This is a genomic window from Clostridium sp. Marseille-Q7071, from assembly GCF_965112025.1.
In genome coordinates, this window is sequence record NZ_CBCOPR010000001.1 from 96289 (window position 1) to 121612 (window position 25324).

Here is a 25324-nt window from a genome sequence, read left to right on the forward strand (position 1 = left end):
ACCTTAACCTCCTTGTACAACTACACGTTTTAATATTTTTGATAATAAGGCCTTCCCAACTACAATAAGTACTATAGCCCAAATTATTTGTAATGTAATTGTCCTAAAGATATCATCTAGAGGAATATTTCCGCTGTAAATTCTAAATGGAACATTTTGCATAGCTCCAAAAGGTGTAAGATATATATATTTAGTCAACCAATCTGGTAAAAGCGGCAAAGGCACAAGTCCGCCAGAGAAAAAATCAGCAGTCATAACAAGTGCCATTCTCACTCCCATCGGAGAAATAGTATAAAAAGTAAGTATATATACTAGCATACAATATGCTACAACTACAATGAATGCTAAAAACATAGAAAGAATAAAAAGGATGCCTGACATATATGAGCTAGGTAAAGTAAATCTATATGGTTCTGGTAAAAGAAATGCAATAATTAATATTGGCCCACATCTTAAAACTGCTTTTGAAAGTCTTAATGAGCAATTTTTAGCAAACCATATATTATAAATATCCAGTGGTCTACACAATTCATAAGAAACATTTCCTGTTGATATCAAATCAAAGATATCCTCATCTAAGAACCATGTCATAAAAAGTGCTAAAAAGGCTTGCTGAAGCCATATGTAGTTTGAAAGCTGTGAAAAATTCATAGGTGATATGGTGGTATTACTATTATAAAAAGTTTGATATAACATTATATACATAAATGCCCAAGCAAATTGAGTAACTATTCCTGCATATGCAGCTGCTCTATATTGAAGTCCATTTATAAATCTAATTTTAAAAAATGATAAATATGCCTTCATATCTTATACTCCTTGTATAAACCAACTACTACATCATCTACTGTAGCTGAGTTAACACTAAAGTCATTTAATTCAACCTTTTCAGCTAAATAAGACATGGCAGATGAAATTGATATAATCTCCGTATCAACTGATACAACTGCATGTCCAGAATATTTTTCTACAAAGGCTAATCCTTTTGTTAATTCATTTATATCCCCATTATAATCTAAAGTTATTTTTCTATTTTGGTTAAATTTTTGCTTTAAATCCTCTAATTCACCATCAAGTAGAACTTTCCCTTTGCCAATTAAAATTATTCGTTTAGTAAGGGCATCTATATCTTGTGTGTCATGAGTTGTAAGTATGATAGTAGTTTTATTTTCTCTATTAATAGTTTTTATAAAATCTCTTACTGCAATTTTGGATACTGCATCAAGACCTATAGTAGGCTCATCTAAAAATAATATCTTAGGACTATGTAGTAATGAAGCTGCTATCTCACATCTCATACGCTGCCCAAGGCTTAATTGCCTTGTTGGCACTTTAATAATATCTTCTATATCCAATAAATCACTAATCATATTCATATTCTTTTTAAAACTTTTATCAGGAATTTTATATATATCCTTTAAAAGCTGAAAAGAATCCTCAACAGGAACATCCCACCAAAGTTGAGAACGCTGACCGAATACAACTCCTATGTCTCTTACATAATTTATCCTATCTTTCCATGGAATTTTTCCATTTACATAACACTCTCCACTATCAGGATGAAGTATACCACTCATTATTTTAATGGTAGTACTTTTTCCAGCACCATTTGGTCCTATATATCCTACCATTTCCCCTTCATCTATAGTAAATGATATGTCCTCAAGTGCATTTACTACCTCATAATCCCGTTTAAAGAATGATTTAAAAGCATTACCTAACCCTCCTTTTCGTCTAGAAACACGGAAACTTTTTGATATTCCTTTCATTTCAATCATTTTCATCCCTCCAATCCTTTAATTGTATTTTTTAAGCAATTATTCATGATGCTAATATATTTTACCATAATGACCCATTAATGCAATAATTTTATGATTTTATTAATTTTGATGAACCGTCCCCTTCAACAATTGAGAATTGACGATTGACAATGGACAATTGTGGATATTTCTCAGCATGAGCTGAGAAATTTAGAATTGATTCTGTAGCGGCGAACAGTGCTCGCCACAAAACTAGCAATTGTATTGCTAGTTAAAAAAGATTAAAGAAATTATTTTGCTAAAAAATAATCTCCATATTAATTGTGAATTTTGAATTGATAAAGTTTGTCACTATAAAATTAAATAACCCTTGTGAATTACTTTCATCAAGGGTATTCTTCAAAATTTAAACTATATATTTTTTCATTCTAATAAATTCAAAATCGTCGCCATTTGTATGTTGAATATATTTGTCTATATATTTAAACCCTATTTTTTCATATAATCTTATTGCTCGCTGATTGAATGCAGCAACTGCTAACATTACGTAGTCCTTCTTATAATCAAATTTTTCTACTGCAAAATCAATACCTGAATTTACAAAACTAGCCCCAAGTCCTTTAGATGTTAATTCAGGTCTAAGTCCAAAGCCAATCCACATAATCTCATCTTCAAAATAATAGGAATAGAATCCAACTAACTTATTTTCTTCATTTAATACAGCAAATTTATCTTTACCCCATCTATCTTCAGCGAGAAATTCTTCTAAATCTTCTTCATCAGCAGTCATATCATAAAATGAAAATATGCCATCATACTTCCAATTGTATGTAATTTCATGAGCATATTCACTATTCATAGAAATAAATTTAAAATTCATAGTTATTCCCCCATGCACATCCTACTTTTAAATTTAACTTATACTTTCATATAATTATGTTATTAAACTATTTAAATTTACATTAATACAAAATTGAGAATTGACGATTGACAATGGACAATTATTGACACTTCTCCTTTGCAGGAGAAGTTTTAAATTAATTCATTTTCAATTAAAGTGGCACAGCCACTTTAATTGAAAAATTTATTTAAGAAATTAATTTAGTTAAAACAATTAGTGGTATAAAAATATACTAATCTACTATTTTATTGTTTTTGCTTAAGCTTATTATAAAATCCTTCTTTATCTGTCCATTGAATTAAATCAATTTCAAATCCATCAGGATCTTTAATGTAAAATTGTCTTGAAAACTCTTTAACGATAATTTTTTCTTCTTTGTTAACATAACCCTTTATTTTTAAAGCATCTAATAGCTCATCTACATTTTCAACAAAGTAACCTATATGTCTAAAATTCTGTTCCTCTTCAACTTGGAAGTCTTCTCTTTCTGAAATGAATAGCTCATGTTTGTCACCTTTTAATATGGCATATTTTTTTCCATTTAATTTTATACCACTATCAATCAACTTATAATCAAGTGCATCTTCATAAAATAATATAAATTTATTCACATCTGATACATACCTATTTAGGTGATCTATAATCATAACATTTTCCTTCCTTTTATTTTATTATTTTTCATCTTCTTTAGGACAAACTTCATTTACATAGTCCCAATACTCTCCAGGGGTTAGTGGTTTTGGTTCAGTAATCATTTCAGCTACCTTTGCAAGTTCTTTAATTTTATTTCTAAGCATTGGCTGCATACAATTTGGAACATGGTCTTGATTAACTCTGTGTATCATTACACATTCAAAACAATTTCCATGCCACTCACATTTAACTTTAGGGCATGGACACTTTGTGTATTTTCCTGATTTAATCATAGCTCTCAATTCTTTTATTACTTCTACATACTCTTCTTTTTCCATATATAATATCCTCCATTTTAGTAACATATTAAGATACTTGTCCTAATCACTTTTTTAGTAATTCTACAAATAGACATCATATACCTTCCTAGTATATTGTACCTTTAAAAGTAGCATAATAACACACTTATTACACTTCTAAAAATACTTTTTGCACTCTGCTGGTATTACAGCTTTTCTTTTCTAAAAGGCATTAGATTCCTATTTCAGACTATAAATATACACAAAAATGAGGAATATTACAACTTTAAGATTATTAAATAAACCATTGAAGTAACTTGCAAAATTAAATGTAAAAATCTATACAGTCAAATACAAAACACTAAAACTGTTGTAGCTTAACAAATTTACAACAGTTCTTTAAATTTGTAAAATAACTATTTAATCTCACAATAACATATGAAAATTAAATATATTAATGATAATTCCCTATATTATTAACTTTTGCTACTTACATAAAACAAAAGAGAGCAAGAATTTCTATCCTGCTCCCCCCATCTCTGTAAATTAATAAATTTAGATTTGTTGCAAAATTTAATAATTTCGTTTAATAGTATTTGTTTATATCAAAGCTTAAATATATTTTAATATTTCGTTAATACATACCTATTACTACTCTACATGCATCAGCACAATCCATACTACAATGTCCTCTACAGTTTCCACCACATCCTCCACAACTATATTTACATGTTGCTGTGCATCCTGAACAACTTGCTGCATATATTCTTGTTGAGCCTTGATCAAATAAATGTTTCATAATTCGTATCTCCTTTAAGGTTATAAATGAATTTTACATTAGACGAAAGAGAGCAAAATTTTATATCCTGCTCCCCCATCTCGGTAAATTAATAAATTTAGATTTGTGTAAAGTTCAATGGTATAGCTTAGTAACATTTAAAAATTATATTAGTATGGTCCAGGTCCAGCCATACAACGATCTGCACAACTCCAATCACAATGTCCTTTACATGTTCTATCACATCCATAGCTACATCCTGCAGCACACTGGGTTCCGCATGATGAAGAACCTGCTACATATGTCATTGTTAAACTTTCATCAAATAAATGTTTCATAAAAATTCACCTCTTTTTAAATTATAAATGGACTCTAAATTAGGCAAACGAGAGCAAAACTTTCTATCCAGCTCCCCCATCTCTGTGAACTAATAAATTTAAATTTGTGTAAAGTTTAATAGTATAGCTTAGTAACATTTAAAAATTATATTAGTATGGTCCAGGTCCAGCCATACAACGATCTGCACAACTCCAATCACAATGTCCTTTACAGCTTCCAGTACATCCATAGCTACATCCTGCAGCACACTGGGTTCCGCATGATGAAGAACCTGCTACATATGTGGTTGTTAAACTTTCATCAAATAAATGTTTCATAAATTCACCTCCTTTCAAATTACAAGTATATTATCCCTGCTTTGTACAAGCGCATTCTTCTTCTATGAGAAATATTTCATTAGTATGAAAATTAATGGTCCAGTCTCCATTTTCACTATACTTCCAATTATATTTCCTACTTTTTTCTGTCCACCATTCTCTATATTTTAAGGACACTTCCTCCATATCTTCAACTATTTTTTTATACATACTATCCTTTTCTTCTAAGGTTAGCATAGGAGAATCTAAAGTTAATAAAAGCTCCTTTAATGAAGATTTTCTTTCATTTAATATTAAAATTTCTTTCTTCTCATTTTCTGTCACAGCTCCAACTTTTTCAGTGTACATTATTATTCTCCTCTCATACTTAATACTTTTTCCAATGGATCAAGATAATTTATCTTATTTATAATATTATTAGGCTTCATAAACTCTTCATTTATAAGTATTTCTTGAAGCTCTCTTGAAGAGTTTCTTTCTAAGTGACTTACTACACATTGAATCTCAGATGAAATGTTGTATTCATTAGTCAATTTTTTATTTAAAAATTTACATCTTCTACATTGATATGCATCACATTCATGGCATATTCCAGCGGTCTCAAATTCCATAAGATGAGGATTTTTTATTTTTATTCCACTGTCTAAATCTCCAATATAATTTTCTGGATTATCAAAGTAAAAGGCTGGGCATATATATATTTTCCCATTTGGTGCTAATGCAAAAGTTGTATTTCCTGCATCACAGTTACTCATCGAAGTTTGCTCTATTCTATCTGTTAATATATTTAAATGAAGCGGCTTAGCCTTTCTATAGGTATCAGCTGCAAAATTCTTAAGTTTTTCAAGTTGATTTTTATAGGCTTGTACATTTAAATCATTCCAACTTTCAATATCTTCCAATATTACGTTTACTCTTGAATGTTTATCATAAAGTTTTGAAACATATTCCAAAATATTATTTAAATTTTCCTTATTTATAAGTAAAATGCACATTCCTCCTGCGTTTTCTAACCCATCAATAGTATTGTCATAAACTTTTATAGAATATCCCTTAGAAAAGTCCTCTTTACTATCTACTATAGATATAGAATCTTTTATTATATCTTTATATGTGCCTAACATAACAGGCATGAAATCATTATTTTCCGCAAATTCTAATGCCTTTTTTAAAGTTTCATCAGAAATTACATTATTAGTGTTTTTAGTATTTCTATATGTGCAATGAGGCGTTATATTATCTGAAGCTATAATTTGAAGATATTTATGTTGATTCAACTTATCATTAGCTCTCTCCAATTTTTTTCGCTCTGATTCAAGGCCAGTAACCTCTTCAAATTTACTCCAGAAATACTTATTTGCTCTTACATTTGCCTTATGCATTTTACATTGAAAAGTTGCCCTCTGATAAACAGTATCTGTATCAGCAGCATCGTAGTTAAAACCTGTACACCATGCACAACCTATAGCAACATCACATTCTACACATTCATTAGGACTTTGGGATTTTAAAGATAATACGCTAAAAGGTCTTAATTTATCAGTATTTATACCTGTATCTACGTGTCCTATTGGCAAGCCTTTTTTATTATTTAGAGTAAAATCTACAAATCTTACGCAAGGATATATTTTTCCATCTGTGCTTATAGCTGTCATTTTTCCTGCACCACAAAAATTTGAATTTTTTAGTTCTTCTGTTAATGGGAATCCAATATTAGGGTCAAAGAATCTTACTGAATAATCTTCCCAAAGTTTATTATCTAGTATATAATCCGCTAATTCTTTAAGCTGAGATTCAAATATCTCGTCATCTCCTTTATGCCAAACGTCCTCAAAAACTACATTTGCAGCAACACTTTTTATTCCTAGATTCCAAAGGCTTATTACACTATCTTTTATATAAGGCAAATCATCATGGGCAAAAGTAGCTTTAGTTTGAGCATCTGGAAATTGTTCAAGCCATAATGGCACCTTTTTTACAACTTCATCATAAGAGCCATTTCCATCAGGAAATACCCTTTGCATATCATGCTTTAACTTATTTCCATCTATACTTATTCCTATTGATACATGACTTCTATTTTTAGCTATATATTTTTGTACTTCTGGTGAATCGTATAATAATCCATTTGTTGAAAAACTAAATCTATAAGAATTGAACCAAGAATGATCTAATAAAAACATTTGCTGCTTGATATAATCGGATACCTTATCTATTAAATCTATTTCTAAAAAAGGTTCTCCACCTATAAACTCCCATATTATAGATTCACCCTTAAAAAATTCTCTATTATTAAGAATATAATCTACAGCTTTTTTTGCTGTTTCAAAGGACATTTTCTTGAAACTGTTTTTACCAGTCATATAGCAATATTTACAGGCTAAATTACAATCCTCTGTAATAGAAAATGTTATATTTCTAGCTCGTCCATCTATACCATGCCATGCTTCAGCTAATGTACCCATTTTAATTGCTGAACTATTCATTTTATCACTCCTAAATATTTATTATTTTATATATACATTTGTTATATTAAACATTTTTAATCTTATCCAACTTCTTGTGGTATATTTAAAATTTCCATATCTGCTTCATAAAGGTTCTTATAAGCAACATTATTTTTTATTAGATTATTATGGGAACCTTGTCCAACAATTGTTCCATTATCAATAACTATTATTTCATCTGCATCTATTATTGTAGATAATCTATGAGCTATTATTATTATGGTATGTTTATTTGATATTAAATTTAAAGATTGTTTAATAAAATATTGGGATTCATTATCTAAAGCTGACGTTGCTTCATCAAATAATATTATTTTAGATTTCTTTATAAGTCCTCTAGCTATAGCAATCCTTTGTCTTTGCCCTCCGGATAAATTCACTCCATTTTCTCCAACTATAGAGTCGTATTTACTAGGAAGAGACATTATAAAGTCATGTATATACGCTGATTTGCAAGCATCGTAAACTTCTTCTTCAGTAGCATTTGGATTTGCTATCTTTATATTTTCCATTATTGATATATTGAACAAAAAAGGATCTTGTCTTATAACTGATATGTGACTTCTTAAAGACTTTTCATCAAACTCCTTAATATCTATATTGTCTATAGTTATTTTTCCAAAATCATAGTCATAAAGTCTTAAAAGTAAATTTAAAATAGTACTTTTTCCAGCCCCGCTTTTTCCTACTATTGCTAATTTTTTATTGCTCATAACTTGAAAGTTTATATCATTAAGTGCATTTTCATCTTCACCATAACTAAAAGAGACATTGGCAAATTTTATATCTCCTTGAACTTCCATTATGGATTTCTCTCCAAAGCTCTCATTAGAATAGCTTAAATTGTCCATAAGTCCAAATATTCTTTCTAACGAGGTTAGAGCTTGTTGTATTGTTGCATTCATCTTTGTAATATTCATAAGAGAACTTGAAAATTGCCTTGAATAAGAAGAAAATGCTATAAAAAGTTCAAGAGTTAATATCTTATTTATAACAAAATATCCTCCTATGCCCATAACTAAAACGGAAGATGTAATATTGACGAAACTAGATAAGTCATGAGCTACTATATTCGTAAGCGCCATTTCTATTCCCTTTTGTTTAACATCATTAGAGATATTGTTAAATTGCATGAAATTATGCTTTTTTATTCCAAGGCATTTTACTTCCCTAATTCCCTGAAATGATTGCTCCACACTACTAAAATAATCATCTAATATATTTTTTAACTCCATACTCTTTTTCTTAAGTTTTTTACCATACCTTACAAATATATAGTAAGAGAAAGGGAAGCAAACTATAACTATAAGAGCAAGTCTTATATTAATTTTAAATACAGCAAACCCTATTACTATGGCTTTTAAAATATCTATTATGGTATTTACAACTTGAAATGTTATTATGCCACTAAGTGCTTCTGCATCATTGTGAAGCCGTGATATAAATTCTCCTACTGGCGTTTCATCGAAAGCTTTCACTGGAAGATTTAATATTTTATCATACATATCACATTTTAAGTCTTTTACAATATTATTATTGAGGTAGGTTTCAATATATGAATGAAAATGCATAATTACTAATTGTAACAAAGATACAATTGATAAAAACACTAGACACTTAACTAAAATGTCTAAATCTCCTTTTGGTAAGCTAGCAATTAAGACCCCATATATGTATGGTTCTATTAAGCCAAAAATTATACTTGACGAAATGCATATAAAGAATAGCAAAAGTTTAAGCTTATATGGTTTTACATAAGCAAATGCTCTTTTTAAAAGCTTCATATCCTCTTTACTCAAAAACTTTATTTTCATATAAATAGCTCCTTAAACTTAGTAATAATCTTAGTAGTAATATATTGAAATTCTAACATTTATTTCAATATACGTAAAGTAAATATATTATTCAAAATATTCTAAAAATTGACACTGTATCTAATTATTTTTGTATACCATTCATTTTCTCATTTTTTCATTTATTTCCTATATTTTTGAAAATGTTCTATAATAATTAATAAAATATTAAAAAATTATGTAATATTTTTGAATTTTTCTTTACTTATAGCTTTATATAAAAAAATAAATTTAAGGACTTTCAAGTGTAAATACTGATTTTAAATTAAGTTTACTATAAATAAAAGTACTAAGGGATTTATTTCATACAATAAATTCCTTAGTACTTTCTATAAATAATTAATATATAAGCTTTACTCTGCGCTCTTTAGCGATTCTACCATATTAATCTTCTTTAATTTTTTATACATAACTATATTTACTAAACTTGAAAATACTATAGTTAATATAGATGAGTATATAAAACTCATAGTTTTAATTTCACGAGAAAACATTACCATATCAGTTTCTGCTGTTGTGATTACATATTTATGAAGAAGCACACCTAATATTAATCCAACTAAAGTTCCTATTATTGATAATATAATATTTTCTCTATAAACATATCCTGCTACTTCTTTATCATAAAAACCTAAAACCTTTATGGTAGCAAGCTCCCTCATTCTTTCGCTTATATTTATATTTGTTAAGTTATACATTACAACATAAGCAAGGGTAGCTGCCGAAGCTATTAAAACTAATACTACTGAGTCTACACTATCCATAGTTTTTTTAAATTTATCACTTATACTAGTAGTAAAATTAATAGTAGCTATTTTAGGATTTTTCATCATCTCTTTAGACAATTTATCTTCTTGATCTATATCCTTATTCTTCAATTTAGATGAAAAAGCATTATAATTAACCTTATCATCAAATAACTTTTCATAATACTTAGGAGACATATAAACATAATGACTAACATAATGCTCTGTAATGTGATTTACTTTAGCATCTACAGTTTTATCGTCTAATGAAATTTCAATATTATCTCCTTCTTTGATATTTAGTAACTTTGAGAGTTTTTTAGTAATTACTACTCCATTATCGCCAATATCTATTTTGCCATTCTCTTCTCTTAAATTAATAAATTCACCAAGTTTATCTACATCTTTAGGAATTAATATATATCCTTCAACACTAGAATTCTCTTCATTATTATTTTTTACTTTTATGTTTTTTTCAAAGGATAAAAGCGAATCTTCTATTTCATTATAATCTTTAAGTTCATCCATAAATAAATATTCTTTATCTTCTTGAATACTTTCTCTTAAATATCCTTTTAAATCATAAGTATAAATTTCTCCAAACTGTTTTTCTGTTACTGCAACTATGGAATCTTTTAATCCAAAACCTGTAATAAGAAGAGCAGTACAACCAGCTACCCCTATTATTGTCATAAAAAATCTTTTCTTATATCTAAAGATATTTCTTGCAGTAACCTTTTCTGTAAAGGACATTCTCTTCCAAATAAATTTTATTCTCTCTAATAATATTCTTTTACCTGCCTTTGGTGCCTTAGGTCTCATAAGTATTGCTGGTACCGCTACCAACTCTTTTATAGAGGCACCTACTGCTGCAAGTGTAGTACAGAAAATAGCTACCAACGCTGAGGTTATTGCTAAATCAATATGAAAATTACCTGCCACTGGAGGAATTGTATACATTATTCTATAAGCATTAAAAATAAGAAATGGAAAAATTTTAAATCCTAAAATTACTCCTATAATACTACCTATAACACTTGCTGTAAAAGCATAGATAAAGTACTGAGAAACTATAGAAAATTTGCTATATCCTAAAGCTTTTAAAGTTCCTATCTGAACTCTATGTTCTTCAACCATTCTCGTCATGGTTGTAAGACATACAAGAGTAGCTACTAAGAAGAAGATTAGTGGGAAAGCAGTTCCTATAGCTTTTATTCTATCAGAGTCATCTTGAAATCCTCTAATTCCTTCATTGTTATCTCTAGTTTTAATATACCAGTTCTTATCTACAGCTTCTATTTTTTCCTTTACTTCATTAACTAAATCTTTATACTCATCTAAAAAAGTATTTTTTGACTTAGCATCATCAACTATAATAGATAACTCAGTATATATGTCTTCTATTTTTATCCCTGGAATTTCAGGAATTTTGGGAAGTGCTAATTCCTTTGCAGATTTTTCGCCTATTTGAAAAAATCCACTAGTTGAACCATTTCCTAAGGAATTTGCCCCTCTTTGATATGTATTTATATATAATGGACTATTAACAATACCTGTTATTTTAAAATCTTTAGTCCCATTAACAGTTTTAATTTTAATATAATCTCCTATTTTTAAGTTTTCTTTTTCAAGATATGTTTTTTCTGTAACTGCTTCCCCTTCATTAGTTGGCATAGCTCCATCTACTAATACAGGGTTATTAACAGATTTTTCTCCTATTTTTAAGGAATGTATCTTTATTGCTTTTTCACTATCATCATTTATAGCTAAGGCATCAAAGCTATATCCTCCATAAACTTCAGAAACTCCTACAATTTTTTTAACTTTGTCTATATCTGATTGTTTAAAACCATTCAAAGATTGTATAGTCAAATCTGCAGTATTATTATCATCTAAATATTTATCTGCTGTAAACTTCATTTCAGGACTTGTAGCTCTAACTCCTGCAAAAAAAGCTACACCTATTGCTACAATAATCAATATGGAAAGAAATCGTGATTTAGATTTAGTTATTTCTCTTAAAATATTTTTCGTAAGTGCATTTTTCATTGTTACCATTCAATCCTTTCTACAGACATTGGATTGTTATTAATGGATACACTGTCAACTTTACCATTTTTAACTTTAATAACTTTATCTGCCATAGGTGCAATTGCCAAATTGTGAGTAATAACTATTACTGTCATGCTCTGTTTTCTACAAGTATCTTGTAATAACTTTAATATAGATTTTCCTGTAGAATAATCTAAAGCTCCAGTGGGCTCATCACATAGTAATATTTTAGGATTTTTAGCAATTGCTCTAGCTATAGAAACCCTTTGCTGCTCTCCACCTGATAATTGAGAAGGAAAATTATTTCTCCTATCCTCAAGCCCTACCTCTTTAAGTACTTCCTCTGGATTTAGAGGGTTCTTACATATTTGAGTAGCTAATTCTATATTTTCAATAGTATTAAGGTTTTGAACTAAATTATAGAACTGAAATACAAATCCTATATCATATCTCCTATAAGTAGTTAACTGTTTATTATTATATTTGCTTATTTCATTGCCATCTACTATTATTTGTCCTTCACTAGGAGAATCCATTCCCCCTAGTATATTAAGTACAGTACTCTTTCCTGCTCCACTAGGCCCTACAACTACAACAAATTCACCCTTATCTATTGAAAAATTAACTCCATCTACAGCTTTAATCTCTACTTCTCCAGTTTTATAAGTTTTCTTTACATCTTTAAGTTCTATGTATTTATTCAAAAATTTCTCCTCCTACTAGGTCAAATTTTTACACTTTAATTATAGCATAGCAGTTTATTTAAAATAATTTTTTCTATTTTATCATACAATCTATATATATACCACTTTTAAATTTAATCTATTGATTCATAAAATTGTATTATTAAGTTATTTAAGTTTATATTAATATGAAATTGAGAATTGACTATTGACAATGGACAATTATTGAAGCTTCTCTTTTATAAGAGAAGTTTTTAATTGCATAACTGTAGGGGCGAACAATGTTCGCACCTACAAAAAATCTATTAATAAAATTTATATTAATATCTTTCCCAATATAAATTACATAATTATTAATAAAAAAAGAAACTATCCAGATGAATAGTTCCTTTTTAAATTAATTAGAGAAATTAATTGTGACTTCTAAATTTTAAATATGGCTTATTTAATAGCTGATCCAACTTCTTCAACCATCTTCATAGTTGAGCTGAATCCACCTGTAGAGATGTACCAAACTTCTGGATCAAGATATATAATATTTTTCTCTTTATATGCTTTTGTATTCTTAATTAAGTCATTTTCGAATACTTGACTTGCAGATGTTTTACCACCGGCTATAGCTGTTCTATCTACAACAAATATATAATCTGGATTTTTTTCTACTATATATTCAAAAGAAATCTTTTGTCCGTGAGTAGAATTGTCAATACTGCTATCAACAGGAGTAACTCCAAATCCTTTATGAATAACACCAAATCTTGAATCTTGGCCATAAGCACTAAGTGACCCATCATTAGCTAAAGTTATTAAAGCATTTTTTCCACTTTTAGATGCTTTTTCATTTAAATCTTCTACAGCTTTATTGATAGTTTCAAGTTCTTTTTTTACAAAAGATTCTTTATTGAAAATTTCACCTAATGTATTCATATTCTTAGTAAATGAACCCATATAATCTTTATCATCTATTGAAAGATATATTGTTGGAGCAATTTTATTTAATTCTTCATATACTTTTGATTGTCTTCCTGATATAAATATTACATCTGGCTTAATTTCATTGATTTTCTCAAAGTTTGGCTCAAATAAAGTTCCTGCATCTATATATTTTTCATCTTTATACTTTTCAAGAGCCGCAGGAAGGTTTGACTTTGGTACAGCTGCTATCTCAATGCCCATTTTATCAAGAGAATCTATTACACCATAATCAAAGGCAACTACCTTTTTAGGATTTTTATTTATCTCAACTTCTCCTAATTCATGAGTAATTTTTAACTGTCCACCTTGTGGAGAATCGCTGCCTTTAAATTTTGAAAAACCAAATGCAGAAACAACAGCTAATACTAGAACTCCTGCAACTATAGTAACTTTTTTGTTCATATTCTTTCACCTCATTAAAGTTTTTGTTATTTAATATTTAGGCATCTGAAATAAACTAATAGACCAAAGATGTTAGTATATTTTTTATCAGACAAGGTGTTAGGTTCTGCTCATAGTGGCGCTATGGGCAGGTTCTGACGACGCAGTATGATAGAAAATAGGCTAATATACTGGTTTATTATTTTTTTGAAGATGCCTTCTTTTATGATAGCTTAGCTATCATAAAAACTTGTCTTCTTATCTAATGCAAAATATACTATTCATTTTTGACTAGCTACTTTGTATAACTTATTAAAAGTAGACACAAATTTTATTGTTTTCTATATTTTCTATTTTAAAATCCATTTCATAGATTTCTTCTAAAGTAAACTTATCAATGATATCATCCGTTTTTCCTTCTTTTATAACTCTTCCATCTTTCAGTGCTACTATATAATCTGAATAACAAGAAGCAAAATTGATATCATGTATAACTAAAATAATAGTCTTTCCAAAATCCTCAACTAAAGACTTTAAAATTTTCATAATTTCCACAGAATGTTTCATATCTAGATTATTTAATGGTTCATCTAAAAGAATGTACTCTGTATTTTGTGCAATAACCATGGCTATATAAGCCCTTTGCCTCTGTCCTCCACTTAATTGGTCAAGATATTTATTTTCCATATCTTTAAGCTTCATATATTCAATAGCATCATCAACATACTTCCAATCCTCTTTAGATAGATTTCCTTGACAATAAGGAAATCGTCCAAAACTTACTAGTTCTCGAATGGTTAGTCTTATACTTATATGATTAGATTGCTTTAATATAGATATTTTCTTGGCAAGATCGCCATTATCCCATCCACTAATTTCTTTACCTTCAATAAATACTTGTCCACCATCTTTATCAATAAGACGACTCATCATAGATAATAATGTACTTTTTCCTGCTCCATTAGGACCTATAAAAGATGTAATTTTTCCTTTTGGTATTTTTAATGATATATTATCTACAACATTTTTATTGCTATATTGTTTTGATATATTTTTTACTTCTATCATTATTTATTCTCCTTTAACAAAAGATACATAAAATAAATGCCACCAACAAAATTTATAATAACACTTAATGGTGTTTTTAAAGCGAAAATTCTCTCCACAATCAACTGTCCACCAATTAAAGCAATTATACTTATAAGCATAGCTCCTAATAAAAGATATTTATGCTTGTATGTATTTAAAAACTCTTTAGTAAGATTTACTACTAATAAGCCTAAAAAAGTTATTGGTCCTACTAAAGTTGTAGATACTGAAACTAAAATAACTACTACTATTAGCATTTTTTTTACAACTTTATCATAGTCAACACCTAAATTTATAGCTTCATCTCTTCCTAGTGATAATACGTCTAAAATTTTTATATAGTCATAGCAATAAGCTATAGCTAATATAACCACTATACTGGATAACATTAAAACATTTGTGTTCACATTATTGAAGCTGGCAAACATCTTATCTTGAACTATAAGAAATTCATTTGGATTAATTACCATTTGCATAAAAGATGATAAACTTTGAAATAATGTTCCAAATATTAACCCTACTAACAATAGGAAAAAAATATTATTATTTTCTCTTTTGAAAAGCAATTTATATAAAAGTATTGCAAATATAATCATTATGCCAACTGATAGGATAAAGTTTAAATTATTATTTACAACAACTATACTTTTAGCTCCAAATAAAAAAATTACAACTGTTTGTATAAATATATATAGTGAATCTAACCCTAAAACACTAGGGGTTAATATTCTATTATTAGTAATAGTTTGAAATATCATTGAAGAAAAGGCTATTGATATTGCTGTTAAAATAATTGCAGCTACCTTTGGAATACGTCTTGAAAGAGCATAACTTAAATTGCTACTATTTAGTCCTATACCTACAAGCAGAACAATAAGTATTAATGATAAAACAGAAAGGAAAGTTATAATCTTTTTATGCTTCATGGCCATTCCTCCTTATTATCATATAAAGAAATATAGCACTTCCTAATACCCCAACAATAAGCCCTATAGAAATCTCATAAGGATATATAACAATACGTCCCAGTATGTCACAAGCCAAAAGGAATACTGCACCTAATAAGGCGGTATGTGAAAGATTATTTTTTAGATTATCCCCTTGATACAGTGCAACTATATTAGGAATTATAAGACCTAAAAATGGTATTTTACCAACAGTAATTACTACTACTGAAGATATAAGAGCAACAATAGTAAGCCCCACATTTACAACCCTATTGTGATTTAACCCTAAATTTGTAGAAAAATCTTCTCCCATACCTGCAATTGTAAACTTATTTGCATATAAATAAGCAACTATTACAAGAGGAATGCTTAAATATAAAAGTTCATATCTTCCTTTTATTATCATAGAAAAGTCCCCTTGTAACCAAGAAGATACATTTTGAACTAAATCATACTTATAAGCAAAAAAAGTTGTTATTGAATCTATTATATTTCCAAGCATTATTCCAACTAATGGTATAAATATGGCATTTTTATATTTTATTCTTTTTAAAATTTTCATAAATAAAAATGTTCCTGCCAATGCAAATATAAAAGAAACTATCATTTTATTTAAAGTACTAGCCGTAGTAAATATTATTAATGAAACTAAAATTCCTAGTTTTGCACAATCTATTGTTGCAGCAGTTGTTGGTGATACAAATTTATTACGACTTATCTGCTGCATAATCAGTCCGCTTATGCTCATTCCTATTCCAGCTACAATAATACTAATTAAACGTGGAATACGACTTAGCAACACAATCTGAATTTTTTCTTGGTTAAAATTTAGTATATCTACGAATGATATGTCCTTTACTCCTATAAATATTGAAGCTAATGACAGAATAATTAGTGCTAGAAGTAGATATCGTTTTTTCATAGTTCCTCCTCTACCCAAGTAGTTAATCTCTAGTTTGACACCTGCCTTTTTATATTGATATAATTAATTATAAATTATTGATTTTGATACTCATTATCAATAATTGTATAACTTTTTATAAATGGATTATGGAAATATATTTAGATTTTTATAAATATATTTAGATAACTTTTAGGGGGATTAACTTGTTTCGTTAAAAATCATATTTGTAAAACTATTGAAAAATTTTTCTTATGTACTCACATTCCAATTAGAGCTTTTAATTATGATGGAACATTCATTCATTCTGTAGGATATAATGAAAAGTTAGAACATATATTTGATATAAATAATATTTATGAAGTAATTGAAAATAAGATGATAAATGGAAAAGAAAATTCTACAATAACTATAACTTGCTTAGATAATATTAAATTTACAGCTTGTCATATTTGTCCAAATAATGTTAACAGAGGAATATATATTATTGGACCATATGCATCACATAAATCAAAAGATATAGATATTTTATATAAGCCTAGCTGCTGCATTCCTCACTTAATTTCATTACTTGGTAATATATCTGAAGATAGTCCATATATAAAACACAAACAGGCTATTAGTACAATTCCTTATAGCTTACATGTAAAAAAAGCTATGGATTATATAGATGCTAGATATAGTGAATCTATAACCTTAGAAGATATATCTGATTATCTTAAAATTAATAGATGCTATTTTTGCAGTATAATAAAAAAAGAAACAGGCAAAACATTTTCTCAACTTTTAAATGAAATTAGAATAGAAAAAAGTAAAGAATTATTACTTCAAGAGAACTCCTCTATATTAGATGTAGCTCTTTCTGTAGGTTTTAATAATTAAAATTATTATAATATGACTTTTAAAAGACTTACCAATATGACTCCACTTGAATTTAGAAATAGTAAATTTCAATAAGCCTTTTACTATTTCATTTATAATTTAATTTTACTTTTTTATTTTAATAAATTTTGTGCCAATAAACATTATGGCGAACACTGTTCACCTCTACAGTTAGATAATGGAGAATTGACTATGGACAATTGACAATTATGGTTGAAATTAATTCTATAAAAATTAATTTCTTTAACTAATTTTTTAACTAGCAATACAATTGCTAGTTTTTTATTAAGAAGTTACTATATAGCAAAAAAGAACCAATTCCAAATTTTACAGCTTCCCCCAAGAAATATTTACAATTGTGAATTGAATAAAATGCGAGCCAATAGCTTAAATTATATATGTATGTTAGAAACAAATTTTACTAAAGCATCTTTAATCAATTATTTTCTTTTAGATGCCTAATTATTATAACGAGGTGAATAATGATGAAAAAAAGAGTTAAAGCAAGCATGTTAGCCTTTCTAATAATATTAGTTATGACTACTTCTATTTCCTATTTAGGTAAGTCTATAGAAACTTTCGGAGCCCCTACTGACGATGCAAGTGTAAACCTTGTTGTAGATTCTCTTAATATTAGAACGCTTCCGAGTCATTTTCGCAAAAGTTCCGATAAAGTTAATATCAAAGATAACGAATCTTTAAATCTAACTGGATTAGATACCTTAAATATATCTGGCAGTAAACAGTTTTCTGAAAATGGCCTTGCTCTTATAAAAAATTCTATAGGAGCTAGTATGCCTATAGTTGTTGTAGACTTAAGGCAAGAATCTCATGGTTTCATTAATGGTGTACCTGTCAGTTGGGCTAATTCAAAAAATAATGCAAATATGGGCTTAACAAAAGAACAAGTTTTAGCTGATGAGCGTAACAGGCTACAAAGCATTAAATTACATGAACCTCTAGTTATTCACGGCCATCATGATAGAACAGTAATACCTACAAAGGTCCAAGATGAAAGAGAGCTTGTCAAATCTCAATTAATGTCATATGTACGTATTCCAGTTACCGATGGTAAATTACCTACAGATGATATGGTTGACTATTTTATAGAGTTAGCAAATTCACAACCTAAAAATACTTGGATACATTTTCACTGCAAACAAGGTATAGGACGAACAACTACCTTTATGATTATGTATGACATCATGAAAAACGCTAAAGAAGTTAGCCTAGAAGATATTGTTAAGAGACAAATATTATTATCAAATATGAGTTCAAATAGTGCACAAGGATTTTATAATGAAGAAAGAAAAAACTTTTTAACTAATTTTTATAATTATTCTAAAGAGAATAATGATAATTTTAAAACTAATTGGTCTGAGTGGAAGAAAACTTCATCTATCAATAGTACCATGATTAAACAATCATTTGTTATGGATTTAGGAGCATAATTTCTATGAGGTCAAAAAAACTATTAAGCAAAGTTCTTATATTCTTTGTTTTTTCTATAATATTTTTTAATATATTTGTGTTATCAAATAATGTCTATGGAAATAGCTCTTATTATATAAAAAATTTTAAAAAGCCAAAATACCTTTATGTTGTAAACCAGAATAATATAACTAATGCAGAAAATACGATGATAGTTACGCTTCAAGGATTAGTATCTAACCGTTCAACTTCACAAATTTATACTTTAAATTCAAATGAGCCTGATTATGAAATATGGCTTGATGATTTAAAAAATAATTATGGAGTCAACTATGAAATTGTTGTAGACCCATGGAAATTGTTAGATATATTTAAATCTTATGTAGATGGATATGTACTTTACAGTGATAAAATAGAAAAAGATCCCTCAATAAATAATGCTTGTTCTTTAGCATCCTTAAAAAGAAGTATAGTTGTTGAAGAATCTCTTGAAGCTAAAGTTAAATCTTATGGTATAACAAAGCTTCAAGGAGATTGCAGAAACACAGATAAATATTGGGCTTATAATAATCTATGGGATTCTGGACTAAATCATTCAATTGTAATTCAATTATCTCCAGATAAATCTTCTCCATTACGTGATTATGCCATAATGACAAAATCTCTAGTATTCTTTGAAGATATGTCATATGATTTGCCACTTAGTAATAAAGTTTTTAACTCCATGGATGATGATTCTGTATGTTTAGGATGGGGAGCAGATGAACATACTAACGTAAGCACAGCTTCAAAATATGGTGTGAGTATGGTTCCTGCAGATTGGTCTTATAATTTAACTGTATTAAGTTCTTTTCCATCATTACCTATAATTCAAAAAAATCAAAGCCTTCCTCCTATAGAAAATAATGTACACTATGTTACATTTATTATGTCCGATGGAGATAATCAACAATGGAATCTTGGTAGTAATTATGGTTCTCCAAAATGGTATGGTTCTCCTTATAGAGGAAACTTTAATATGGGATGGTCTATAAGTCCATCTATATATTATTTAGCTCCTACAGTTTTAAACTTATATTACAAAAATGCTAGTAATGGAAATAATAATGATAATTTTATCGTATCTCCTTCTGGAAATGGATATATGTATCCAAGTCAATTTCCTACTACAGCATTGAATTCTTATGTAAAAAGATTAAATAATTATATGAAAAAAGTTGATCAAAAATATGTAGCTATACTTGATAATGACTCCTTTTACAAAACTGATCTTTGGGATAAATATACTAAAGAACCTAATATTCAAGGGTTATTCTATCTTAACTATCATAAACAAAATGATTATCATGGAGAAATTATATGGTCTAATAACAAACCAATAGTGTCCTGTAGAGATTTGCTCTGGAGCGGGCTTCAAGATGAGAATATGTTAGTTTCAGAAATCAATAATAGAATTAATCTAGGTTATACAAATATACATGATGCAAACTCATACTCCTTTGTGTACGTACATGCTTGGAGTAAAGATATGAGTAGTATTGAAAATGTTGTGAATCAATTAAATAAAAATCCTAAGGTAAGAATAGTTACTCCAGAAGGATTTATGACTCTAATAAATAGAAATCTGAAAAAAGATAGATAGCTTATCTATAGGTTTCCACAATAAAAATTTAACTTATGCATGATTTTAATTCCACAACAAAAATTCTTTTCTATGAATGAAAAATTAAGAATGAAAGATGAAAAATTATGGTTAAAACTCCACGGCTAAAGCCTTTGGAGTTTTTTTAAACAAATTTTATTTTAAGAAATTCACCTTTAGTGAATTTTTTCCTAAATTTTTCATTCTTCATTATCAATTCTTAATTTCTAAGAATTTAAGCTATTTTTATAGAAAATTTATTTTCCAGAGTATATATTAAGTTTTCGTATTGTATCCCTATAGTACTGCTATCTGTCTTTTTTATTTATTTTTCATAATTATGTTAAAATTATAAGCTATTATATCTATTAAATACTTACAGTATTAACAGAGATTAAAATTATATTTTCTATTTTCAAAAACTTACTATTATTCGAACTATTCAAAGAAAAACTATGATTTAATTTCTTCTTATAGTCAATATTAGCTTAATTGTAATTAGACATATATAAATTAGCGTGTTAATATAAAATTATAAAATATAATTTTAGGATATAATTAATTAGGAGGAATTTCTATGGATAAAGCTTTAAACATTGATTGGAGCAAATTAGGATTTGCTTATATTAAAACAGATTTTCGTTATATTTCAAAATGGAAAGATGGAAAATGGGATGAAGGAGAACTTGTTCAAGACAATACACTTGCTATAAGTGAAGCATCTACAGCACTTCATTATGGACAACAGTGTTTTGAAGGATTAAAAGCTTATAGAACAAAAAGTGGTAAAATTCAGTTATTTAGAGTAGATGAAAATGCTAAAAGAATGAATAAAAGCTGTAAACGTTTGCTAATGCCTGAGATTCCAGAGGAAAAATTTATTGATGCATGTATTCAAGTAGTTAAAGCAAATGAAGCCTATGTTCCACCTTATGGTACAGGTGCAACTCTTTATCTTAGACCTTTTTTAATAGGTGTTGGAGATAATTTAGGTGTTAAACCTGCTCCAGAGTATATATTCTGTGTATTTTGCTCACCAGTTGGACCATATTTTAAAGGTGGAATGAATCCTGTAAACTTTATTATTACAGATTATGATAGAGCAGCTCCACTTGGAACAGGTGCTGCTAAAGTGGGTGGAAACTATGCTGGAAGCCTATTGCCTCATGATGAAGTAGTAAAAAAGGGATTTGCAGATTGTATTTATCTTGATCCAGCAACTCATACAAAAATAGAAGAAGTTGGAGCAGCTAATTTCTTTGCAGTTACAAAAGATAATAAATTTGTTACTCCAAAATCACCATCAATTCTTCCTAGTATAACTAAATACTCTTTAATGCATGTTGCTAAAGAATATCTAGGAATGGACGTAGAAGAAAGAGATGTTTTAATTGATAAATTAGACGAGTTTGTAGAAGCTGGTGCTTGTGGTACAGCAGCAGTTATAACGCCTATTGGAGGAATTCAACATAAAGAAAAAATGCATACCTTCTATAGTCAAGATGAAGTAGGACCTATAACAAAAAAACTTTATGATACTCTTTATGGAATTCAATTTGGAGAAGTTACACCACCAGAAGGTTGGATTTTTAATGTATTGTAATATATAGACATGCTATTGGAAAAGTTAATGTATAGATAATATAACTGATTACTTTAGTGTTACAACCAAAATAATTCACACTGCACAATTCACAATTATGGTAGAAATTAGTTTAATTAAAATTAATTTCTACCATAATTTTTAACTATAAATTGCGAATTGTAAATTGAATAGTTCTAATTAAAATTTTATAAAAAATTTCTTATTATTTAAATTAAATTAGTACAAAATCTACCACACATATTTACAAAGTCAGCTGGAAATAACTAAATATGAGGTGATAGATATGGTGAATAATAATATTTCAGATTCTTCTAATGATATTAAATACGCTAATTTACATGAGACAGAAGAAAAAAGAATTAAAGAAATAGAACAACAATTTAATAGTGAATTTGGAACTGAATACTATTTAATGGTTATGAAAAAATCTTAAGCTTAAGAGAGCTATTGATATGATAATTATCAATAGCTCTCTTAAGTTTTTAAGTTTAACATAACATAAAAACTTCAATTTCTATAGTTTCTCATCTAGACATTATTTTATATATTAAAATTCAACTAGTACTCTCGTAGGTAACGCGTCTAATCTTTCCATTTTTATAGGCATACAATAAACCTTAAAATCTTTCTTAGGAATTTTGTTTAGATTAGTTAAATTTTCTATTCCATATATGTTATTATCTGCAAGCAAATTGTCAATAAATCGGTGATTTTTCCCAAGACCAAATCCTAAAGCATCAATGCCTACCATATTTACTTTTTTATCAATTAAATAATTTATAACCTCTATTGATACTTCAGGGTGATTCTGATACTTTTTCTCATCATCTAAATATCTATCCCAGTTAGTTTGAAAAAATACATATATGCCTTCCTCAATCATAGATAAATCTAAATCCTTTAGTTCAATAGGTCTATTTTCTATGTGAGAAACATCAAATTTTATTCCTTTTCTAATTAATCTATCTAATTCTATTTCGATAACACTCATTGTATCTATATGAGTTCCTGAATTATGAACGGCACCAGAAAAAAAGGTAGTAGCATATTCTCTTTCAGTACCTTCAAAACATTTAACTTTTTCAACTTTTAATGTTGGAGCACCTTTTATATAATTCATTCCTAATTTGCCAACTTGAGTAACATCAATTAACATAAATAACCCCCCTCCCACTCAACTTATATTTTCAGAAATATATAATTAAAATTTTTAAAAAATTAATTTACTATTTTAATGCTTTTACTTGTTTTCTAACTCTTCTTTAGATTCCTTTTGTATAATACTTTTTAATAACTTTAACCTATTATAAATACTACATACTTCTCCATAATATCAGCCATATCATATTCAACTTCATTTAAGTTTTTATATCTGTATGATTATCTTAAAGCTGTACTTATAATTCTATCACCACTTTGCATTTATTGATAATTTTTCTAGTTTCTCTTTATCTAAAATACATATAACTGATTTATCCTTATTTATAACTTTCTCTTCAGATAAATCTTTTATAATTCTACTTAGATGTCTAGGACTACACCCTAAGTTAAAGGCCGTATCAGATAAATTAAACTTTTCTATTTTATACTCATTTTCCGGAAGCACGGTAACTAAGTAAGTAGCGAATCTATTTATCAAAGGATACAACATACTATGAAACAATTCTCTACAAGTCTTTGATAATTTTTTACTTAAAAACTTACAAACTGATTTATAAAACTCAACATCCTTAGATAAATGTAGTAAAACATCTTCAATTGAAATTCCAATTAAAATTGTTTTCCCTACAGCTTCCACATTATGCTGATAACTTAGTTTTTCTAATAACTCTAAATCTCCTAACATATCTAAAGGATTTGAAAAATCTAATAAAAAAATTTTTCCATTCTCCGTTAGAGAATATACTTTTGTTTTCCCTTCTACTAAAAAATATATATAATCAATTTTCTCTCCACATCTATATATAATTTCTCCTTTGCGAAAAACATGTAGCTGCATATAATTAGTCATATCTTCTTCAAATAAACTATAAATATTAAATTTCTCAATATAAAAATTTAGCTTTTCATTATCTTTTAATATTTCCATAGCTATCACCATTCTTATTATAAATTACTTTTTTATTGTAGTATCGGACATATGTCATTATTTTTATTAAGATATTTTATTTCAACTACTTATCATATAAATTATCATTTTTTAAATCAGTAGTATATCTATATTGGTTCACAAAGAGGGCTAATCAACTTATACATTCCATTCATATTTTTCTCTCCTCATTGGCACATCAATTGTAAAATAGAAAAAATTGTCTTACCTTTCTCAGTTAAACTATACCCTACTCTTGGAGGAACTTCCGGAAGTATAACTCTTTTTACTAGTCCATCCTCTTCTAATTCTCTTAGTTGATGAGTTAACGATTTATGAGAAATCTTTGTTAAATATGATTTTATCTTCCCAAATCTTTTCGTTCCTTCTTGATATAAAAAATATAGTATTAAAGGCTTCCATTTCACATACAACTTCTTTAATTATCATAAAATTATACTCCTTAGTTCCATTTATTAGTTACCAGTTGGTTACTATGTGCATAAAAAGTGC

Annotated in this window: 25 protein-coding genes; 5 read left to right on the top strand and 20 right to left on the bottom strand. The window is 27.9% G+C overall.

Annotated elements, in window-relative coordinates; translation table 11 throughout:
* Positions 1-3: 3 nt before the first annotated feature.
* From ACWPW7_RS00400 to ACWPW7_RS00480, 17 genes are all read right to left on the bottom strand, one after another.
* Entirely contained in the window at positions 4-807 is an 804-nt protein-coding gene (locus ACWPW7_RS00400) for an ABC transporter permease (RefSeq protein WP_454051940.1), read from the bottom strand.
* Positions 804-1778 (bottom strand): ABC transporter ATP-binding protein, encoded by a 975-nt coding sequence (locus ACWPW7_RS00405; RefSeq protein ID WP_454051941.1) that lies wholly within the window; start codon positions 1776-1778, stop codon positions 804-806. Before ACWPW7_RS00405 ends, ACWPW7_RS00400 begins: the two co-directional genes overlap by 4 nt.
* Positions 1779-2166: 388 nt before the next feature.
* Positions 2167-2640 (bottom strand): GNAT family N-acetyltransferase, encoded by a 474-nt coding sequence (locus ACWPW7_RS00410; RefSeq protein WP_454051942.1) that lies wholly within the window; start codon positions 2638-2640, stop codon positions 2167-2169.
* Positions 2641-2906: 266 nt separating this feature from the next.
* The gene (locus ACWPW7_RS00415) at positions 2907-3308 is read right to left on the bottom strand and encodes a VOC family protein (RefSeq protein WP_454051943.1); all 402 of its coding nucleotides are present in this window, start codon (positions 3306-3308) and stop codon (positions 2907-2909) included.
* A 24-nt stretch (positions 3309-3332) separates the two neighbouring features.
* A complete protein-coding gene (locus ACWPW7_RS00420) occupies positions 3333-3632 on the bottom strand; it encodes a hypothetical protein (protein WP_454051944.1) in 300 nt (99 codons plus the stop codon).
* Between the two features lie 595 nt (positions 3633-4227).
* Positions 4228-4392, bottom strand: coding sequence for a hypothetical protein (locus ACWPW7_RS00425; protein WP_454051945.1), 165 nt, complete (start codon positions 4390-4392; stop codon positions 4228-4230).
* Between the two features lie 149 nt (positions 4393-4541).
* A complete protein-coding gene (locus ACWPW7_RS00430) occupies positions 4542-4709 on the bottom strand; it encodes a hypothetical protein (protein WP_454051946.1) in 168 nt (55 codons plus the stop codon).
* A gap of 150 nt (positions 4710-4859) precedes the next feature.
* Entirely contained in the window at positions 4860-5027 is a 168-nt protein-coding gene (locus ACWPW7_RS00435) for a hypothetical protein (protein ID WP_454051947.1), read from the bottom strand.
* A gap of 30 nt (positions 5028-5057) precedes the next feature.
* Complete coding sequence (locus tag ACWPW7_RS00440) at positions 5058-5375, bottom strand: CXXX repeat peptide modification system protein (RefSeq protein ID WP_454051948.1); 318 nt, start codon at positions 5373-5375, stop codon at positions 5058-5060.
* A gap of 2 nt (positions 5376-5377) precedes the next feature.
* Positions 5378-7513: a radical SAM peptide maturase, CXXX-repeat target family gene (locus tag ACWPW7_RS00445; RefSeq protein ID WP_454051949.1), complete on the bottom strand. Its 2136-nt coding sequence runs from the start codon at positions 7511-7513 to the stop codon at positions 5378-5380.
* A gap of 62 nt (positions 7514-7575) precedes the next feature.
* On the bottom strand, positions 7576-9348 hold the full coding sequence (locus tag ACWPW7_RS00450; protein WP_454051950.1) for an ABC transporter ATP-binding protein: 1773 nt from the start codon (positions 9346-9348) through the stop codon (positions 7576-7578).
* A 392-nt stretch (positions 9349-9740) separates the two neighbouring features.
* Positions 9741-12191 (bottom strand): ABC transporter permease, encoded by a 2451-nt coding sequence (locus tag ACWPW7_RS00455; RefSeq protein ID WP_454051951.1) that lies wholly within the window; start codon positions 12189-12191, stop codon positions 9741-9743.
* Complete coding sequence (locus ACWPW7_RS00460) at positions 12185-12889, bottom strand: ABC transporter ATP-binding protein (protein WP_454051952.1); 705 nt, start codon at positions 12887-12889, stop codon at positions 12185-12187. The genes ACWPW7_RS00455 and ACWPW7_RS00460 overlap by 7 nt, the downstream gene beginning before the upstream one ends.
* Positions 12890-13309: 420 nt before the next feature.
* Positions 13310-14245: a siderophore ABC transporter substrate-binding protein gene (locus ACWPW7_RS00465; RefSeq protein ID WP_454051953.1), complete on the bottom strand. Its 936-nt coding sequence runs from the start codon at positions 14243-14245 to the stop codon at positions 13310-13312.
* A 291-nt stretch (positions 14246-14536) separates the two neighbouring features.
* Positions 14537-15292 carry an iron ABC transporter ATP-binding protein gene (locus ACWPW7_RS00470; protein WP_454051954.1) on the bottom strand — a complete coding sequence of 252 codons (756 nt, stop codon included), beginning with the start codon at positions 15290-15292 and terminating at the stop codon, positions 14537-14539.
* Positions 15292-16239: an iron chelate uptake ABC transporter family permease subunit gene (locus ACWPW7_RS00475; protein WP_454051955.1), complete on the bottom strand. Its 948-nt coding sequence runs from the start codon at positions 16237-16239 to the stop codon at positions 15292-15294. The genes ACWPW7_RS00470 and ACWPW7_RS00475 overlap by 1 nt, the downstream gene beginning before the upstream one ends.
* Positions 16229-17182, bottom strand: a complete 954-nt coding sequence (locus tag ACWPW7_RS00480) for an ABC transporter permease (RefSeq protein ID WP_454051956.1) — start codon at positions 17180-17182, stop codon at positions 16229-16231. The genes ACWPW7_RS00475 and ACWPW7_RS00480 overlap by 11 nt, the downstream gene beginning before the upstream one ends.
* Positions 17183-17539: 357 nt before the next feature.
* On the opposite strand from ACWPW7_RS00480, the gene ACWPW7_RS00485 reads away from it, so the two are divergent.
* From ACWPW7_RS00485 to ACWPW7_RS00505, 5 genes are all read left to right on the top strand, one after another.
* Positions 17540-18043, top strand: coding sequence for a helix-turn-helix domain-containing protein (locus ACWPW7_RS00485; RefSeq protein ID WP_454051957.1), 504 nt, complete (start codon positions 17540-17542; stop codon positions 18041-18043).
* Between the two features lie 482 nt (positions 18044-18525).
* Entirely contained in the window at positions 18526-19494 is a 969-nt protein-coding gene (locus ACWPW7_RS00490; RefSeq protein ID WP_454051958.1) for a fused DSP-PTPase phosphatase/NAD kinase-like protein, read from the top strand.
* Between the two features lie 5 nt (positions 19495-19499).
* Positions 19500-21116: a GxGYxYP domain-containing protein gene (locus ACWPW7_RS00495; RefSeq protein ID WP_454051959.1), complete on the top strand. Its 1617-nt coding sequence runs from the start codon at positions 19500-19502 to the stop codon at positions 21114-21116.
* Positions 21117-21693: 577 nt separating this feature from the next.
* A complete protein-coding gene (locus ACWPW7_RS00500; RefSeq protein ID WP_291567386.1) occupies positions 21694-22719 on the top strand; it encodes a branched-chain amino acid aminotransferase in 1026 nt (341 codons plus the stop codon).
* A gap of 286 nt (positions 22720-23005) precedes the next feature.
* Positions 23006-23155, top strand: a complete 150-nt coding sequence (locus ACWPW7_RS00505) for a polynucleotide phosphorylase (RefSeq protein WP_291567384.1) — start codon at positions 23006-23008, stop codon at positions 23153-23155.
* A gap of 114 nt (positions 23156-23269) precedes the next feature.
* On the opposite strand, the gene ACWPW7_RS00510 is transcribed toward ACWPW7_RS00505, so the two are convergent.
* From ACWPW7_RS00510 to ACWPW7_RS00520, 3 genes are all read right to left on the bottom strand, one after another.
* Positions 23270-23878 carry a cyclase family protein gene (locus tag ACWPW7_RS00510; protein WP_454051960.1) on the bottom strand — a complete coding sequence of 203 codons (609 nt, stop codon included), beginning with the start codon at positions 23876-23878 and terminating at the stop codon, positions 23270-23272.
* 252 nt (positions 23879-24130) lie between these two features.
* Positions 24131-24811, bottom strand: a complete 681-nt coding sequence (locus ACWPW7_RS00515; protein WP_454051961.1) for a Crp/Fnr family transcriptional regulator — start codon at positions 24809-24811, stop codon at positions 24131-24133.
* Positions 24812-24999: 188 nt separating this feature from the next.
* On the bottom strand, positions 25000-25176 hold the full coding sequence (locus tag ACWPW7_RS00520) for a winged helix-turn-helix transcriptional regulator (protein WP_454055451.1): 177 nt from the start codon (positions 25174-25176) through the stop codon (positions 25000-25002).
* Positions 25177-25324 lie beyond the last annotated feature (148 nt).

What these genes read in the sequence shown, in the direction of transcription:
- ACWPW7_RS00400 (WP_454051940.1), bottom strand. Translation starts at nt 807, where the DNA reads ATGAAGGCATATTTATCATTTTTTAAAATTAGATTTATAAATGGACTT.
- ACWPW7_RS00405 (WP_454051941.1), bottom strand. Translation starts at nt 1,778, where the DNA reads ATGATTGAAATGAAAGGAATATCAAAAAGTTTCCGTGTTTCTAGACGA.
- ACWPW7_RS00410 (WP_454051942.1), bottom strand. Translation starts at nt 2,640, where the DNA reads ATGAATTTTAAATTTATTTCTATGAATAGTGAATATGCTCATGAAATT.
- ACWPW7_RS00415 (WP_454051943.1), bottom strand. Translation starts at nt 3,308, where the DNA reads ATGATTATAGATCACCTAAATAGGTATGTATCAGATGTGAATAAATTT.
- ACWPW7_RS00420 (WP_454051944.1), bottom strand. Translation starts at nt 3,632, where the DNA reads ATGGAAAAAGAAGAGTATGTAGAAGTAATAAAAGAATTGAGAGCTATG.
- ACWPW7_RS00425 (WP_454051945.1), bottom strand. Translation starts at nt 4,392, where the DNA reads ATGAAACATTTATTTGATCAAGGCTCAACAAGAATATATGCAGCAAGT.
- ACWPW7_RS00430 (WP_454051946.1), bottom strand. Translation starts at nt 4,709, where the DNA reads ATGAAACATTTATTTGATGAAAGTTTAACAATGACATATGTAGCAGGT.
- ACWPW7_RS00435 (WP_454051947.1), bottom strand. Translation starts at nt 5,027, where the DNA reads ATGAAACATTTATTTGATGAAAGTTTAACAACCACATATGTAGCAGGT.
- ACWPW7_RS00440 (WP_454051948.1), bottom strand. Translation starts at nt 5,375, where the DNA reads ATGTACACTGAAAAAGTTGGAGCTGTGACAGAAAATGAGAAGAAAGAA.
- ACWPW7_RS00445 (WP_454051949.1), bottom strand. Translation starts at nt 7,513, where the DNA reads ATGAATAGTTCAGCAATTAAAATGGGTACATTAGCTGAAGCATGGCAT.
- ACWPW7_RS00450 (WP_454051950.1), bottom strand. Translation starts at nt 9,348, where the DNA reads ATGAAAATAAAGTTTTTGAGTAAAGAGGATATGAAGCTTTTAAAAAGA.
- ACWPW7_RS00455 (WP_454051951.1), bottom strand. Translation starts at nt 12,191, where the DNA reads ATGGTAACAATGAAAAATGCACTTACGAAAAATATTTTAAGAGAAATA.
- ACWPW7_RS00465 (WP_454051953.1), bottom strand. Translation starts at nt 14,245, where the DNA reads ATGAACAAAAAAGTTACTATAGTTGCAGGAGTTCTAGTATTAGCTGTT.
- ACWPW7_RS00470 (WP_454051954.1), bottom strand. Translation starts at nt 15,292, where the DNA reads ATGATAGAAGTAAAAAATATATCAAAACAATATAGCAATAAAAATGTT.
- ACWPW7_RS00475 (WP_454051955.1), bottom strand. Translation starts at nt 16,239, where the DNA reads ATGAAGCATAAAAAGATTATAACTTTCCTTTCTGTTTTATCATTAATA.
- ACWPW7_RS00480 (WP_454051956.1), bottom strand. Translation starts at nt 17,182, where the DNA reads ATGAAAAAACGATATCTACTTCTAGCACTAATTATTCTGTCATTAGCT.
- ACWPW7_RS00485 (WP_454051957.1), top strand. Translation starts at nt 17,540, where the DNA reads ATGATAAATGGAAAAGAAAATTCTACAATAACTATAACTTGCTTAGAT.
- ACWPW7_RS00490 (WP_454051958.1), top strand. Translation starts at nt 18,526, where the DNA reads ATGATGAAAAAAAGAGTTAAAGCAAGCATGTTAGCCTTTCTAATAATA.
- ACWPW7_RS00495 (WP_454051959.1), top strand. Translation starts at nt 19,500, where the DNA reads ATGAGGTCAAAAAAACTATTAAGCAAAGTTCTTATATTCTTTGTTTTT.
- ACWPW7_RS00500 (WP_291567386.1), top strand. Translation starts at nt 21,694, where the DNA reads ATGGATAAAGCTTTAAACATTGATTGGAGCAAATTAGGATTTGCTTAT.
- ACWPW7_RS00505 (WP_291567384.1), top strand. Translation starts at nt 23,006, where the DNA reads ATGGTGAATAATAATATTTCAGATTCTTCTAATGATATTAAATACGCT.
- ACWPW7_RS00510 (WP_454051960.1), bottom strand. Translation starts at nt 23,878, where the DNA reads ATGTTAATTGATGTTACTCAAGTTGGCAAATTAGGAATGAATTATATA.
- ACWPW7_RS00515 (WP_454051961.1), bottom strand. Translation starts at nt 24,811, where the DNA reads ATGGAAATATTAAAAGATAATGAAAAGCTAAATTTTTATATTGAGAAA.